The sequence below is a fragment of the Sinomicrobium weinanense genome, assembly GCF_018863395.1.
Classification (GTDB): domain Bacteria; phylum Bacteroidota; class Bacteroidia; order Flavobacteriales; family Flavobacteriaceae; genus Sinomicrobium; species Sinomicrobium weinanense.
Genome location: NZ_JAHKRR010000001.1, coordinates 72,984 through 87,616 on the forward strand (window position 1 = coordinate 72,984; position 14,633 = coordinate 87,616).

The window sequence follows — 14,633 nt, forward strand, 5'->3', positions numbered from 1 at the left end:
GAAAACAGTAAAACAAAATTGTTGAAATGATGAATGTCATTCTTTTACGGGTGAAGGTGCGATACATTTGGGTATTGAGATGTAAAACGGTTCCTTATTAACCACTTAATCAAACCCAAAATCATGGTACATTCGGATATATTCGGTAAAAATGTGGGCGATTACGAAGCCTGGTATGCCAGGTACGATGCTGTATACAAATCTGAGATCCGGGCACTTCGCGAACATTTTACACGGCTCCCGGAAAATATAACGGGAATAGAAGTCGGGGCGGGGACGGGAAGGTTTGCCCTTCCCCTGGGAATTAAGGAGGGGGTAGAACCCTCGGACGAAATGGCCGCGCTGGCGGTAAAAAGAGGGATTGAGATCGTAAAGGGGTATGCGGAGGCGCTTCCGTATAAGGATGTTCATTTCGACTTTGTTCTTTTTGTGACCATCTGTCATCTGAACAATGTGAAAAAAGCACTTCGGGAAGCGTTTCGGGTCTTAAAGGACGGCGGTCTTCTTATCATCGGTTTTATAGAAAAAGACGGGGAGATTGGCAGAAGTTATATGGAAAAGCGCAAACAGAGTATCTTTTACCGGCATGCCAGCTTTTACAGGACCGGCCATTTGAAGAGAATGATCCTGGATTGTGGTTTCAGGGATCTCAGAATTACACAGACCCTATTCGGGAATCCGGACGAGATCACGGAAGAACAGGCCCCTAAGACAGGTTACGGGGAAGGGTCATTTATAGTGATAAGCGCTTTGAGAAGATAGGTTATAAGGTTATTATTAAAAGTCTTACCATGCTTTTAATAACATAGGATGGTTGATGGAATCAAAGAATCGAAAGGGGCTATTGAAAGTATATGTGGTTAAGAGCATGTTTAAACTGAATTCAAATGGCTAAAAAAATGCTTTTTTGTTGCCGGCGCGCCACCAGGCCCCTTCACTAAAAACGGCCACTGGCTGTTTTCTTAACGTTCGGTCTTATCTCATAGCTACGGCTATACGGCTTAAAAAAGTCTTCATACGGAACAGCGCGGAGCGTATAAAAATAACCCGGTGGGTTATTTTAGCGAACGAGCCAGCCGGCGCAAGGGTGTTTTTCGCTGCAATCAATCCAGTTTAAGTATGCTTTAAAAAGGACAGACCGAAACAGTTATTACAGACAAGGTCAAAGTACAAGAATAAATATGCGTTATGGACGATTTTATAGTATTGATAGCGGGTATATCAGGACTTTGGGGAGGTACGGAAATTGTAGTGAGAAATGCCTTGGTATTGGCCAAAAAATATAATGTTTCGGAACTTTTTATCGGGCTTACCATTTTAGCGTTTGGTACAGACCTTCCGGAGTTGGTAGTGGCAATAGACGGGGCCTTTTATAATTTAAAAGGAGTTAATGTATCGGGGGTGATTGTAGGTAATGCCATAGGAAGTTCTGTATGTCAGATCAGTATTGTAATGGGGTTAACAGCATTTTTTCATTTTCTAAAAGTGGAAAAAAAACAGGTAAGGTATATGGCTATTGAATTAATAGGTTCACTTCTATTGCTTTTACTTTTAGCTTTTGATCATACAATTACCTGGAACGACGGGGCATTGATGATTGTTGTTTTTCTAATATATATTTTTACAAGGTTACAGAGAGAACCTAAACAATTGCAAGCTGAATTTAAGATTGACAAGAAAAGATCTTTAAATGATGTATTACCGGTCATTTTTCTTGTGTTGGGGTTGGGGTTGGTAATCTTTAGTTCGGACATTACCATAAAACATGCTCTGAATATTGCACAAATATGGGAAGTTCGGCAATCTTTTGTCGGTGCTGTTATAATCGGCCTGGGAAGCAGTTTGCCGGAATTGGCCGTATCCGTAAATGCAGCAATAAAGAAAAAACCCGGTCTGTCCATAGGAAACATAATCGGTAGCAATATATTTGATTTGTTAATACCTCTGGGAATGGCCTCTTTGGTAGCGGATATTCGGGTTATAAAAGAAACCCTATGGTTCGATATTCCTTTTTTGTTACTTATCAGCATAAGTGTTTTATGGTTTCTGGACGAAAAACGCGGACTAAAAAGAAGCCAGGGCATAATACTTTTGTGTTCATACGTTTTGTATGCAGTAATTAAATATCTGTTTAGTGATCCGGGTTGAGGTTAAACCTATGCACTTTAATACACCTTGCTTTGAGGCCCTTAAATTTTTTAGATATTTAAAGGGTTAAATTCGAAGAAAAAAGCTATGGATAAATACTATATTTTACCGGATCGCTTTTCTTCTTCCTGAAAATGTTCAACAAAAAATCTCGGATTAGAATGCTTTTACACATTTTCGGTCCTATTTGCCATTTTCAGGAGTTTAACAGCCTCTTCATCCGTGACTTGGTCAAACACTTCGTAATGAGCGCCTACGGCATAGAAATTGACCGGTTGTTCCAGACAGATGATCTTATTAATATATGGGGATTTTTCCAGTTTTTGTATGGCCTGTGGTGATGCTACCGGAACCGCAACAATAATCTTTTTCGTTTTTTCTTTAAATAAAAGTTCTGCTGTGGCCAGCATGGTATTCCCGGTGGCGATGCCATCGTCTACGACAATAGCTGTCCTGTCCCTGACACTCATGGGGTTGTGGTCCGGATAATATAGCCGGTATCTTTCGCTTAGGATTTTCCGTATGCTGTTGACCTCTCCTTCAATATACGATCCCGGTATTTTTTTGACCGTATCGTCCAGGACCACACTGCTAAGGCTTACTGCACCAATGGCGTATTCCCGGTTATGAGGATGGGATATTTTTTTGGTAAGCACAACATCCAGTGGCAATTTGAGAGTCCTGGCGATGACAACCCCCAGGGGAAGCCCTCTCCTGGGAATAGCCAGTATAATGGCATTTTGCCCCTGGTAAGGTTTCAGGAGTTCGGTGAGTTCAATGGCTGCTTGTATCCTGTCTCTGAACATGGCTTTAAACTTCAGTTTATGTATTCAGGTGTTTTTTAAACCAGTTAACCGATATAGCAGTAGCCTGTTCCAGTTTACCCGGTTCTTCAAAAAGATGGGAGGCTTCGGGGATGATCTCAAGCCGCTTTTTGCCGTGCAGTTTTGCATAAGCTTCGCGATTTAGTTGTAAGACCATTTGATCCCACCCTCCTACGATAAGCAGCGTTGCGGCGTTGACCGTATGCAGGTCATTGTCTCCCGCAAGATCAGGCCGCCCTCCTCTGGATACAACAGCCTTTATGGTATTGCCGAAATAAGCCGCTGCTTTCAATGCGGAGGCCGCTCCCGTACTTGCTCCGAAATAGCAGATCGGAAGGCCTTTGATTTTTGGATGATTTTTTATCCAGTTGGTCACATCAATCAATCGTTGGGTTAGTAATTCTATATCAAATCGGTTTTCGTAAACAGCATCTTCTTTTTCCGAGAGCAGATCAAAGAGCAGGGAAGCAAATCCTTGTGTATTGAATATTACGGCAACCCTGTTATTTCTGGGACTTAGACGGCTGCTTCCGCTACCGTGGGAAAAAATGATAATTCCCCGTGCTTTTTCGGGGATGGTCAAAATCCCTTTTAGCGTTATTTTCTCCAAAGCGATATTTACAGTATCAGTCATTGCGCGGAGTTTAACTTTTGTTATAATAAATAGTCGTTAATATTAAGCGATACTAAATTACACGTATTGCAGGAGCTTGGGAATGATAAATGTCAAGTGAGATTAAACTACGAGCCTTTCATCGGTGATTTCCAGATTTAGGGCTATGCGAAGTTTTGAAAATTAGGGAAACAGAAGGGGTTTTAACCTCAAAAAATGTAAAGGGAAGTGTTATTGCACAAGTAGCGACAGAAGAGAACGCCTAACCGCTAACCAGGCCATAAAGAAAAAACTGATGAATATCATTTTTTAAGGAGTTGAGAAGAAGTACTTTGGTCGTGTTAAAATAAAGTTCTTTGCTTTTTGGGTAGTTTGATAAAGGAGTTTTCAACCTGTTTAAAATAAGTAAAGTATGGAGTAGGACGTAACAATCTTGCAATGTTCTTTACAGTACTTTTGAAGAATTGAAGATTCCCCGGAAACAGGCTTACCAGCGTGTGGGCCTGTTTCTTTATGTCACACAACAGATCATCCTGTTATTATTGGAGGAGGTTATGTATCATAGAGGGATGTTTGGTTTTGGTAATAAAACTTATATAACTTACGTTAATACATCAATCCTTCCGAGAGAAAAGGCTGTCTTCCGTGAAGATGGCCTTTTTCTGTTATTTGTTCTGTTCCGGAATACAATAACACAAAAATGGAAAACTGATACATATCATTTTTTTACCTGGAAGAAGGGGCTACTTTAGTACCACAAAATAAAGTTCTTTGCATACTGATCGATGAAAAATAAAGCTACTCATGGCTTTGGGGAGAAATGAGGTTTCAGGGACTTTGATACATGGCCTTGATTTCCCGAACGGGAAAATAACAATAAGGATCGTCCTGAAAGTTACCGGTTAAAAGGCACTAAGGACTTTTCCCGGTTTACAGCAATGACGAATAAATGAAAAAATGTTTTTGAAACCTCAGCCATAGGGAATTTTCAATTTTATGTATGGAGATAAAGTCTTTATGAGGTGTAATGATCTCGTGATACTTTACCCGTATGGCAAATCGAAGATTTCCGGGAAACAGGCTTGCCGGAAGCAGGCCTGTTTCTTCCTTCTTTTATACTTTTCATCATATAGGTTGCCGCTGTTTATCAGCGACAATCACCAGGGGGAGGTCAATTGTATTTTTGAAGCACATAAATATTCCGGAATGCGGAAACGTATCCGGGCATTTAAGGCTTTGAAAATATGATACTCCCCTTGAAGGAACAGGGGCGCAAGTCCCTGTTCTTGTTTTTAATCTATAGAAACCGCAATGGATATGGTGCGTTTATCATTGACACCTAATGCGCTCCAGATATTGGAAGAGCGCTATCTGCTCCGGGATCCGGACGGAAAGGTTATGGAAACCCCGGAAGAAATGTTCCGGAGGGTCTCGGAATGGATTGCCGGGACAGAAAGGAATAACAGGGAGTATTGGGAAGCAAGGTTCTTCCGGATGATGAACAACCTGGAGTTCCTGCCCAATTCCCCCACCCTGATGAATGCAGGTTTGCCCGGGGGCCAGTTAAGCGCTTGTTTTGTGTTGCCGGTAGAAGACAGCCTCGACGCTATTTTTACCTCACTTAAAAATGCGGCACTGATCCACCAGAGCGGGGGAGGCACCGGGTATAATTTTTCAAGGCTCCGTCCAAAGGGGGCCCTGGTCAGTACTTCCAAGGGGTTTTCTTCCGGTCCTGTAGCCTTTATGAAGATTTACGATGCTGCAACCGAACACGTAAAGCAGGGGGGAAAGCGAAGAGGGGCCAATATGGGTATTCTGAATGTGGATCATCCCGATATCGAAGAATTTATTTCCGTTAAAACGGACCGGGTAAGCCTTCGGAACTTTAACATCTCCGTGGGAATTACAGACCGCTTTATGGCCGCTGTGGAAAAGGACCTCTCCTGGGGTTTGAAAGACCCCAGAACCGGGCGTGCGGTGCGGAATATACCCGCCAAAAAACTATGGGATCAGATTACCGGAACAGCCTGGGCCACGGGAGACCCGGGACTGATCTTCCTCGATAGCATCAACCGGGATAATCCTACTCCCGGACTGGGTGAGATACGGAGTACCAACCCATGCGGGGAGGTCCCCCTGCTCGATTACGAAAGTTGCAACCTGGGATCGGTCAATCTCTCCAAAATGGTAACCGCACATGGAGGGAATTATGAGATCGACTTTAACAGGCTGGCCGAAACGGTGCATGCGGCCATACGTTTCCTGGACAATGTCATACATGCCAATCACTACCTCTTACCCCAGATCAAATCCATAAGCCTTAAAAACAGGAAAATCGGCCTCGGGCTTATGGGATGGGCAGAATTGCTTATGCTCATGGAAATACCATATGCATCTACGGGAGCGGTAAAACTGGCAGAAAAACTCATGGCATTTGTAAGGAAGGAAAGTTATAAGGCGTCTGCAAGCCTGGCCGAAGAAAGGGGATGTTTCCCTTCCTGGACGGAAAGCAGGTTTTACCCGGATCAAAAAATGCGGAATGCCACCTGTAACAGTATCGCTCCCACCGGGACAATTTCTGTCATAGCCGACACCTCGTATTCCATAGAACCCTTGTATGCCCTGGCATACAGGCGTGTGGGGATACTCGGAGGAAAATCGCAACAGGAACTTAACAAAGTTTTCAAAACAAAAATATCCCGGATGGGCTACTGGAGCGAACACCTGGAGAATACGGTATTGCAAACGGGTTCCATTCAAAAAATACAGGGCATTCCCGAACAGGTGAAAAATATCTTTAAGACCAGCCTGGATATTCCCTGGGAATTTCACCTGCAACACCAAAGGGCTTTCCAGACATTCACGGACAATTCGGTTTCCAAGACCATTAACCTTCCGGCAGAAGCCGGGGCCGGGGATATTTCCGATGTGTATATGACAGCATGGAAGTACGGATTGAAAGGGATAACCATATACAGGGACGGGAGCAAGGAAAAACAGGTGCTGCAAAGATGTAATGTCAGTGCTCCCGGGGCCTGTTAAAACATGACACTGTGATATATCAGGGGTTTCAGGTCCTTGGGCAGACCGGTACGTATATCTTCCAGTTCTCCCAGGGAGATGTACTTTCTGAGGGAAATAAATGTGGTCTGGATATAATTTTCGGCCAGGTCATCCGATTCGAAATCACAGATGGAAGCAGGGCCGTCGAAACTCCGGACCAGATCGATGAATTCCGTAATGTTCTTTATCTTTTCCCGTTTGGATTTTAATGTCCATCCGTTGACATAGACAGCTTTCAGGAACATGGGAAATTGTGCTATAAGCTGCAGGGATTCTTCCGGGGGGATGATCTCGCGAAGGGCGTGTAGCACAGCAGAGAGTATCCTCCCGGCTCTTTCCTTATCATTTCCCAGGTTCAGGTCTTTGGCATATCCTTTTAAAAAGGTATTGGCCTCCGTGGCGTACTGGTTAAAATTGAGTGCCATTGTATTAAAATTTATAAATGTTCCACATTCCGTTTTTGTCCCTTGTCCCTACGAGCTGGGGAGATAATAGTTCAGCTTCTATCCGGGGCTGTCTGTATCTCTTTTCAGATAACAGAATTCCCTTGAGCTGCCTCAGATACCGAACGATTTCTCCTTTTGGGTTTATCATGACTTCATCAAATTCGTTGGCGATGATATCCATGTCCAGGTATTCGTTTTTTCCGCGGACCGTTTTACTCCGCACAATGGCAAAGGCCAGGCCATTGCTGAAGGAAGTAGCATTGAGAAAAGCGGGGGAAATCACTGTTTTTCCGGTTTTGTCCATATACCCGTAATAGGTAATTCCTTCTTTTGTTTCCTTGATCAGGCAAAGGCCTTCACTAAATGCGGGAGGGTTTTCACGGACTGCGATGTCCTGCCTGAAATCGATAACCAGGTCCCCGCCGGGATTAATAAATCCCCATTCCCCGTTCTTTTCAACAGCGATAAGACCGTCAGAAAGTTTTCCGATTCTCGATATACCGGAAATATGCTGTGCGGAAAGGGAAATACCCGATAACAGCAGCGTCCAGAAAATAATCTTTTTCATTTTTTCCTGATTTTAAAGTTTGTGTTGAAAGTATATGAAATATGTCATGTATAAAATGATAAATATCAGTGTATAAGAGAGTGGTACATTGATATTTATCATGTTTTTTGTTCCGGGGGAGCTTTATTTTTGACGATGTATAAAAAACGCAAAATGAAAAAAATACTATTGCCCACCGACTTTTCCGACAATGCCTGGAATGCCATCGCATATGCCCTTGAAATGTTTAAAAAGGAGGAGTGTGAGTTTTATGTGCTGCACACCTATATACCCGCTTTCTACGAGGTGGATTATCACGGGATGATAGAAGATACCTTATCCGGGTTGCAAACAACGCTCGAAAGGATCGGCCGGGAATTTCCCAATGAAAAACACAGGTTTCATTCGCATTCGGATTTTGACCAGCTTACGGATAAGGTAAGAGCTATAACCGAAGTGGAGGGAATAGACATGATAGTGATGGGGACCAAAGGCGCCACAGGGGCCCGGCGGATCTTATTCGGGAGCAATACCGTTTTTGTGATGCGGAAAGCCACGGTCCCGGTATTGGCTGTTCCCGACAGGTATGCATATAAAGGAATAAAAAGAATACTGTTTCCTACGGATTATCTGAGGCATTTTAAAAAAGGGGAATTACAACCCCTGGTGGATATGGCAAAAAAACATCGATCCGGGCTTACCGTACTTCACGTGGAAGAAGACCTGAAGTGGACGGAACAGGAACAAAAGAACAAGGAAAAATTAAGGGATCTTTTAGCCGGTATCGATTTTGAATTTATTGTTGTCCGGGACACGGACATATCGGCAGCCATACAGGACCATATACGTGATAATCATTACGACCTGTTAGCCATGCTGCACAGAAAGCATTCCTTTCTGGGAAGATTACTAATAAGACAAAATGTGGCCAATATCGGGTTTGACCTGAAAATCCCCTTCCTGGTACTTCAGGGGGCTCCCGTAAAATAGCTTAGATATGAAAAGGATATTGATTCCCACCGATTTTTCTGCCAATGCTCATAAGGCCATGGAATATGCCATATATCTTTTTGAAAGGGAACCGTGTACCTTCTACCTGTTAAACGCACAGGAAACAGATATGAAGAGTGATCATACAGAAAGAGTGACGGATCCGAATATAAAAATGATGGAAGACCTGTTCAAAGAGGTCAACATAAAAAACACGAACCCCGAACATTTTTACGAAAGGGAAATCATATACGATGCTCTGGTAAATGCGGTAGGAAAAACGGTGATCTCCCGGAATGTGGATTACATTTTTATGGGAACAAAAGGCTCCACGGCGGCCAGGGAGATCTTTATGGGAAGCAATGCACTGAAGGTGATTAAAAATATTGATTTCTGCCCGGTTGTGGCTGTTCCGGAAGCATATGATTATGACCTTCCGGACGAGATTTTGTTCCCCACGGATTTTAAAAGCACTTATGAAGAATTCGGGCTGAAGCCGCTAAAGGAGATCGCCGGGTTGTGGGGATCAAAAATCAGGATACTGCATATCACGGAAGAAGAACAGTTCAATGAAGTGCAGGTAAAGAACAGGAAAAAACTGGGAAAGCTGTTAAAAAATTTCACCTATACGCGTGAAGAGATCGTAAAATATGACAACATATCCAAAGTCATTGCCCGGTATTCCAAAAACAGGGCTATCGGTATGGTGGCCATGATAAACAATAAACACAGTTTCCCGGAAAAACTGTTCCGGGAACCCGTGATCAGAAATGTGGTCTTCAGGATAAAAGTCCCTTTTCTGGTGATGCCGGATATTACATGAACTTACCAAAAGACATGCAGAGATCAGAAATGAGATAAAGCGGCGATGTTATATCTCATCTCCTGCCTGTGATGACAGGATAAATAAAAACACCTATGACTAAATTAACTTAGACAGATCTGATGAAACGAATATTAGTACCCACCGATTTTTCCGCCAACGCAAGAAATGCGGTTGACTATGCTGTTCAACTGTTCGAAGATGAGGCGTGTGAATTTATACTGCTCCATACCTTTGGCGCCGGAAATACCACCAATATGATGGTTTTACAGGCTTCCAACCCCGCGTACGAGGCGGCACTTGTAAGATCGCAAAAAGGATTGAAGGGGCTTTTCGATATATTGAGTTCTTCGGGAATAAGCCGGGATCATACTTTTGATATGGTTTCCAGGTACGGCCGCCTGGCCGAAACGGTCAAAGACCTGATTGAAGAACGGAATATCGATATGATCGTCATGGGCACCCGGGGAGCGACCGGGGCCAAAGAAAGATGGTTTGGCAGCAATACCGTTGCGGTCATGGAAAGCGTATTTAGCTGCCCGATACTGGCGGTGCCCGAATCTGCAGGGATAAAGATACCTAAGGGGATCGTATTTCCGTCTTCTTTTAAAAATGCTTATAAAAGAAAAGACCTTGCTCCGTTATTGGAATTGGCGAAGAAACATCGATGTACCGTGAGAATACTGCACATCGGGGACAGGGAAGATCCGGATGAAGAACAACTGGATAACAAGGCCTGTCTTATGGTGAGGCTGGAGGGGATAAAAACCCATTATCACGCCCTGACCAATATAGATACGGAAACGGCCATCCACTGTTTTACGGAAAGCCGTGAAGATGTGGACATGATTGCCTTTATGAACCAAAAGCACAGTTTATTTAATACAATGCTAAGGAAACCTGTGCTTAAAGGACTGGGGCACCATACGGGGGTCCCCCTGCTTGTTATGTATCGTTCGTAAATTTATTAACCGGGTATTAATGCTTAAATTTATAGATGCTTCCGGAGCCCGGGGGCAAAGGGTGTAATCTTAAAATCAAAGACTTATGAAAAATATCGGTATTTGGATGGACCGGAGAAAAGCCCATCTCGTCACCGTGGAAAAAGGGGATGAAAAAATGGAAACGGTGATCTCGAAGATAGAAGCCTACCGGCCTGTGGGCGGATCGCGTTCTAAAACGCGCTGGGGCCCCCAGGATGTGGTACAGGACAGTAAATATACGGAAAGGAGAAAGCACCAGATGAAAAGATATTTTGAAGCCCTGGCAGCAAAGATCAATGATGCGGAGGCCATAGCTATTTACGGCCCCGGCGCTATGGGGCTCAAGTTTGCCGAGTACCTGGAGAAAGATCATAAACCTTTAAGGGAAAAAGTAAAATGCGTGGAAAAGGCCGATAGTATGACGGCAAACCAGGTAAAGGCGTTGGTACGGGATTTTTTCGTTTCCGGCAGCCTTTAGTGATGCGTAAGGAAATACTGTTGAACCCGATTTGAAAACATGAGTAATCCCCATTCGTTTAAAATTACAAAGGCCTCGGGAGAGCAAGCCGATTTTTCTTATGAGAAGCTCCGGGCCTCCCTGAAACACACCGGGGCGGGAGACCAGCTTATAGAACATATTATACGGACGGTTCACGATGAGCTTTACCCCGGTATTTCCACCCGGGAAATATACAACCGAGCTTTTGCCATGCTTCGGAAAGATACCCCGGTATTTGCTTCAAAGTACAAACTCAAAAAGGCAATTTACGAACTGGGGCCGTCCGGTTTTCCCTTTGAGAGGTTTATAGGAGCGGTTTTGCAGTATTCGGGGTATAAAAATGAAATAGGAAAGGTGATCCCGGGAACCTGTGTGCATCATGAAATTGATGTCTTTGCACGGAAAAACGGGACAGTAACCCTGGTAGAGTGTAAATTCCATGGTGATCAAGGCAGAAAATGCGATGTTAAGATCCCCCTCTATATTCATTCCAGGTTCCTGGACATAAACAGCGCCTGGAAGGCGCATGCCGAAAACAATTTGACAGGGTCATGGGTGGTGACCAATACCCGTTTTACGTTCGACGCCCTGAAATACGGCCGGTGTGCCGGACTTTATTTGTTGAGCTGGGACCATCCTGAAGAAAACAGCCTGAAAGACCGGATAGACCGCCTCGGGTTGCATCCCGTCACATCTTCCACTTTAATGACAAAGCGGGAAAAACAGTTTTTGCTGGATAAGGGCATCGTACTTTGCAGGGATCTGCACAAAGAATCCTTTATGCTCGATCATATCGGCGTTTCCGAAAAAAGGAAGAAAAATATACTGCGGGAGATCTGTGAACTGTGCCATGTAAATCGCCTCGCGGAATGAAAAAAGAGGTCAAAATACATTTCCTGGGAGCCGCCGGGACTGTTACGGGCTCCAAATTCCTGGTAAAGACTTCAGACCTGAAGTTTCTGATAGACTGCGGATTGTTCCAGGGCGCCAAGTCATGGCGGGAACTGAACTGGCAGGGGATGAAGTTCGACGTAACAAAGCTGGATGTTGTACTTCTTACCCACGGCCACCTCGATCATGTAGGGTATTTGCCCAGGCTGGTAAAACAGGGGTTTAGAGGCAAGATATATGGTACTGCCCCTACACTGGCCATAACCCGGATCATATTAAAAGACAGTGCCAAAATACAGGAGGAAGATGCCGAACTCGCCAATAAAGAAGGGTTTTCCAGGCACCACCCGGCCCTGCCGTTATATACGGAAGAGGATGTGGAAAAGACCCTGCAATACCTGGAAACACAGCCCTGTGACCACTGGATACGTTTATCCGGGGATATTGCCGTGCGGTTCCGGTATAACGGTCACATTTTGGGAGCGACGTTTATAGAAACGGACATCTATGGCAAACGCTTTGTGTTTTCCGGGGATATCGGCAGGCCGGGCGACCTGCTTTTGTTTGATCCCGACAAACCGGATAAGGCCGATTATCTCTTTATAGAGACCACCTATGGCGACCGCATCCATTCCGGGGAAGATGCACGGGAGATACTTGCCTCCATGATCGGGGAAACCATACACAAAAGAGGGAACCTGATTATCCCGAGTTTTGCCGTGGAGCGAACACAGGTACTGATCGTTCTGTTATGGGAGCTGTATAAAAAAAATAAGATACCCCGTATCCCGGTGGTCATAGACAGTCCGATGGGAGAAGAGGTCCTGCGGGTTTTTCTGCAGTACCCGGACTGGCATAAGGTAAGCCGGGATGAATTCAGGGCGGTATTAAACTATGTGAAAATTGTCGATTCTTACCGGGAAACCTGGAATGTCATAGACAATACCCAGCCCAAAATAGTGATTGCCGGGAGCGGTATGGCTACCGGGGGAAGGGTACTGACCTATTTGAAACAGCTTATCGATGAAGAAAGTACTACCGTACTTCTGGTAGGCTTCCAGGCCGAAGGGACCAGGGGAAGGGACCTTAAGGAAGGGGCGAAGGAGATCAGGTTTTTCGGCAAATATTATCCTGTGCGTGCCCGGATCGAATGCCTGGACGCTCTTTCGGCCCATGCAGATCAAAAAGAATTATTAAATTGGTTATCCGGAATAGAAGGAAAGCCGGAAAAAGTTTTTCTCATCCACGGAGAGCCTGAAAGCGCACGGGTTTTCGGGGAGAAAATTAAAGAGGTATATTCCTGGGATTCCTGTATCCCGGAACACAATGATGTTATAAGATTATTACTTTAATACCTGTTGGTCAATGGCAACGGTAATTTTTGTCTTCTATATCATAATCACCCTGGCAGCCCTGGTAACCCTTATTCTTTTCGGGTCCCGGCCGTCCAAATCGTTTAGCTGGTTGCTGGTGATTATAATCCTGCCTTTCGCGGGAGTGCTTTTGTATGCACTTTTCGGGATAAACCGGAGAAAGATCAAGTTCTTCAAGCTTAAGAAGGTGGACAAAATGAGGGCTTATACATTATTCCATACCGAAGATATTGTCCCGCCCTCGGTAAAATTCTCATCCGAACGCTATAAAAAGATTGCCAACCTGATCGCAAACAGTACGGGGTCTTTTCCTGTTACAGGGAACAAGGTGACGGTCCTGGATGACGGTTTAAAAACTTTTGAAGCCATTTTTGAGGCCCTTGCCGGGGCGGAAAAGTTTATCCATATCCAGTTCTATATTTTTGAAGACGGGGAACTGATGGAAAGGCTTTACCGCTTGTTTGAGAAAAAGATAAAAGAGGGGGTGGAAATACGGGTGATCTATGATGCCATAGGCAGTTTTTCCCTGGGCAGAAAACATATAAACCGTTTCAGAAAGATCGGGGTAAAGATCTATTCTACCATGCCCCTGCGGTTGGGGAGTATTCTCTTTACCATAAATTACAGGAACCACCGGAAGATCATTGTTATTGACGGAAAAACAGGGTTTACCGGGGGCGTCAATATTTCCGACAAATACATCAGGCCTTCCGGAAAATTAGGGATCTGGGACGATATGCACCTCTGCCTCCGGGGCCCCGTTACGGAAAGCCTGCACCGGGTATTTGTAAAGGATTATTACTTTGCCGGTAAGGGGGAAGACCTGTGGAAGCAGGAGTATTTTCCCAAAAACGGGGCAGAAGGAAACACTACGGTACAGATCGTTGCCGGGGGACCGGATTCCGATTATTCTTCGATCATGTATCAGTATGCCATGCTGATAAACCAGGCCGAAAGGTATATCTGTATAGCGAATCCCTACTTTATTCCCAGCATTACAATCCTGGAAAGTTTAAAAATGGCAGCCCTGAGCGGGGTGGAGGTAAGGCTTTTGGTCCCGAAAAAATCGGATGGCTCCCTCGTGAAGTACAGCATGTTCTCTTATTTTGAGGAATTGCTGTCTGCCGGAGTTCGGATTTTCGAACACCCCGTAAAGTTTTTACACAGCAAAATGATCATCATTGACGATGAAATGGCCTCTGTGGGTTCGGGAAATTTTGACAACCGCAGTTTTGACCAGAATTTTGAGGTCAATACCCTGATCTTTGATAAAAGCATCGCAATGACCCTCAGGGAAGATTTTGACCGGGACTGTTCCAATGCCGATAAGCTCGATTTAGATGAATTCCGGAAAAGACCGCTTATCTATAAACTGCTGGAAGGTATGGCAAGGATATTTAGTCCATTGCTATAAGGAGCCTCTTTTTTGTAAA

General features: G+C 44.4%; 14 protein-coding genes. 10 read left to right on the forward strand and 4 right to left on the reverse strand.

All coding sequences use genetic code 11. From position 1 onward, the window contains the following. Positions 1–123: 123 nt before the first annotated feature. Positions 124–762 (forward strand): class I SAM-dependent methyltransferase, encoded by a 639-nt coding sequence (locus KN811_RS00355; RefSeq protein ID WP_187964941.1) that lies wholly within the window; start codon positions 124–126, stop codon positions 760–762. Between the two features lie 426 nt (positions 763–1,188). After that, positions 1,189–2,148: a calcium/sodium antiporter gene (locus tag KN811_RS00360; protein WP_187964942.1), complete on the forward strand. Its 960-nt coding sequence runs from the start codon at positions 1,189–1,191 to the stop codon at positions 2,146–2,148. Between the two features lie 167 nt (positions 2,149–2,315). Here KN811_RS00360 and KN811_RS00365 read toward each other — a convergent pair whose 3' ends face one another. Both KN811_RS00365 and KN811_RS00370 read right to left on the reverse strand, forming a co-directional pair. Continuing rightward, positions 2,316–2,954, reverse strand: a complete 639-nt coding sequence (locus KN811_RS00365) for a phosphoribosyltransferase (protein ID WP_187964943.1) — start codon at positions 2,952–2,954, stop codon at positions 2,316–2,318. Between the two features lie 16 nt (positions 2,955–2,970). Beyond that, positions 2,971–3,606 carry a dienelactone hydrolase family protein gene (locus KN811_RS00370; RefSeq protein WP_187964944.1) on the reverse strand — a complete coding sequence of 212 codons (636 nt, stop codon included), beginning with the start codon at positions 3,604–3,606 and terminating at the stop codon, positions 2,971–2,973. Between the two features lie 1,296 nt (positions 3,607–4,902). On the opposite strand from KN811_RS00370, the gene KN811_RS00375 reads away from it, so the two are divergent. Further along, a complete protein-coding gene (locus tag KN811_RS00375) occupies positions 4,903–6,627 on the forward strand; it encodes an adenosylcobalamin-dependent ribonucleoside-diphosphate reductase (protein WP_187964945.1) in 1,725 nt (574 codons plus the stop codon). Here KN811_RS00375 and KN811_RS00380 read toward each other — a convergent pair. Both KN811_RS00380 and KN811_RS00385 read right to left on the reverse strand, forming a co-directional pair. Further along, on the reverse strand, positions 6,624–7,073 hold the full coding sequence (locus KN811_RS00380) for a DUF2267 domain-containing protein (RefSeq protein ID WP_187964946.1): 450 nt from the start codon (positions 7,071–7,073) through the stop codon (positions 6,624–6,626). The genes KN811_RS00375 and KN811_RS00380 overlap by 4 nt on opposite strands. 4 nt (positions 7,074–7,077) lie before the next feature. Continuing rightward, the gene (locus KN811_RS00385) at positions 7,078–7,662 is read right to left on the reverse strand and encodes a WG repeat-containing protein (RefSeq protein WP_187964947.1); all 585 of its coding nucleotides are present in this window, start codon (positions 7,660–7,662) and stop codon (positions 7,078–7,080) included. A gap of 153 nt (positions 7,663–7,815) precedes the next feature. Between KN811_RS00385 and KN811_RS00390 the strand changes: the two genes are divergently transcribed. The 7 genes from KN811_RS00390 to cls all read left to right on the forward strand — a co-directional run bounded on the left by KN811_RS00390 (position 7,816) and on the right by cls (position 14,614). After that, a complete protein-coding gene (locus tag KN811_RS00390; protein ID WP_187964948.1) occupies positions 7,816–8,631 on the forward strand; it encodes a universal stress protein in 816 nt (271 codons plus the stop codon). Between the two features lie 7 nt (positions 8,632–8,638). Then, positions 8,639–9,454 carry a universal stress protein gene (locus KN811_RS00395; protein WP_187964949.1) on the forward strand — a complete coding sequence of 272 codons (816 nt, stop codon included), beginning with the start codon at positions 8,639–8,641 and terminating at the stop codon, positions 9,452–9,454. 122 nt (positions 9,455–9,576) lie between these two features. Next, positions 9,577–10,416 carry a universal stress protein gene (locus tag KN811_RS00400; RefSeq protein ID WP_187964950.1) on the forward strand — a complete coding sequence of 280 codons (840 nt, stop codon included), beginning with the start codon at positions 9,577–9,579 and terminating at the stop codon, positions 10,414–10,416. A gap of 85 nt (positions 10,417–10,501) precedes the next feature. Continuing rightward, a complete protein-coding gene (locus KN811_RS00405; RefSeq protein ID WP_187964951.1) occupies positions 10,502–10,915 on the forward strand; it encodes a hypothetical protein in 414 nt (137 codons plus the stop codon). Between the two features lie 39 nt (positions 10,916–10,954). Next, entirely contained in the window at positions 10,955–11,809 is an 855-nt protein-coding gene (locus KN811_RS00410; protein WP_187964952.1) for a PDDEXK family nuclease, read from the forward strand. Beyond that, positions 11,806–13,179 carry an MBL fold metallo-hydrolase RNA specificity domain-containing protein gene (locus KN811_RS00415; RefSeq protein ID WP_187964953.1) on the forward strand — a complete coding sequence of 458 codons (1,374 nt, stop codon included), beginning with the start codon at positions 11,806–11,808 and terminating at the stop codon, positions 13,177–13,179. Before KN811_RS00410 ends, KN811_RS00415 begins: the two co-directional genes overlap by 4 nt. Before the next feature lie 13 nt (positions 13,180–13,192). After that, on the forward strand, positions 13,193–14,614 hold the full coding sequence (cls, locus tag KN811_RS00420) for a cardiolipin synthase (protein WP_187964954.1): 1,422 nt from the start codon (positions 13,193–13,195) through the stop codon (positions 14,612–14,614). Positions 14,615–14,633: the final 19 nt, after the last annotated feature.

Excerpts from the sequence above, each read along its gene's own strand:
- KN811_RS00410 (WP_187964952.1), top strand. The coding sequence starts at position 10,955 with ATGAGTAATCCCCATTCGTTTAAAATTACAAAGGCCTCGGGAGAGCAA.
- KN811_RS00355 (WP_187964941.1), top strand. The coding sequence starts at position 124 with ATGGTACATTCGGATATATTCGGTAAAAATGTGGGCGATTACGAAGCC.
- KN811_RS00405 (WP_187964951.1), top strand. The coding sequence starts at position 10,502 with ATGAAAAATATCGGTATTTGGATGGACCGGAGAAAAGCCCATCTCGTC.
- KN811_RS00365 (WP_187964943.1), bottom strand. The coding sequence starts at position 2,954 with ATGTTCAGAGACAGGATACAAGCAGCCATTGAACTCACCGAACTCCTG.
- KN811_RS00360 (WP_187964942.1), top strand. The coding sequence starts at position 1,189 with ATGGACGATTTTATAGTATTGATAGCGGGTATATCAGGACTTTGGGGA.
- KN811_RS00400 (WP_187964950.1), top strand. The coding sequence starts at position 9,577 with ATGAAACGAATATTAGTACCCACCGATTTTTCCGCCAACGCAAGAAAT.
- KN811_RS00375 (WP_187964945.1), top strand. The coding sequence starts at position 4,903 with ATGGTGCGTTTATCATTGACACCTAATGCGCTCCAGATATTGGAAGAG.
- cls (WP_187964954.1), top strand. The coding sequence starts at position 13,193 with ATGGCAACGGTAATTTTTGTCTTCTATATCATAATCACCCTGGCAGCC.
- KN811_RS00385 (WP_187964947.1), bottom strand. The coding sequence starts at position 7,662 with ATGAAAAAGATTATTTTCTGGACGCTGCTGTTATCGGGTATTTCCCTT.
- KN811_RS00415 (WP_187964953.1), top strand. The coding sequence starts at position 11,806 with ATGAAAAAAGAGGTCAAAATACATTTCCTGGGAGCCGCCGGGACTGTT.
- KN811_RS00390 (WP_187964948.1), top strand. The coding sequence starts at position 7,816 with ATGAAAAAAATACTATTGCCCACCGACTTTTCCGACAATGCCTGGAAT.
- KN811_RS00395 (WP_187964949.1), top strand. The coding sequence starts at position 8,639 with ATGAAAAGGATATTGATTCCCACCGATTTTTCTGCCAATGCTCATAAG.
- KN811_RS00380 (WP_187964946.1), bottom strand. The coding sequence starts at position 7,073 with ATGGCACTCAATTTTAACCAGTACGCCACGGAGGCCAATACCTTTTTA.
- KN811_RS00370 (WP_187964944.1), bottom strand. The coding sequence starts at position 3,606 with ATGACTGATACTGTAAATATCGCTTTGGAGAAAATAACGCTAAAAGGG.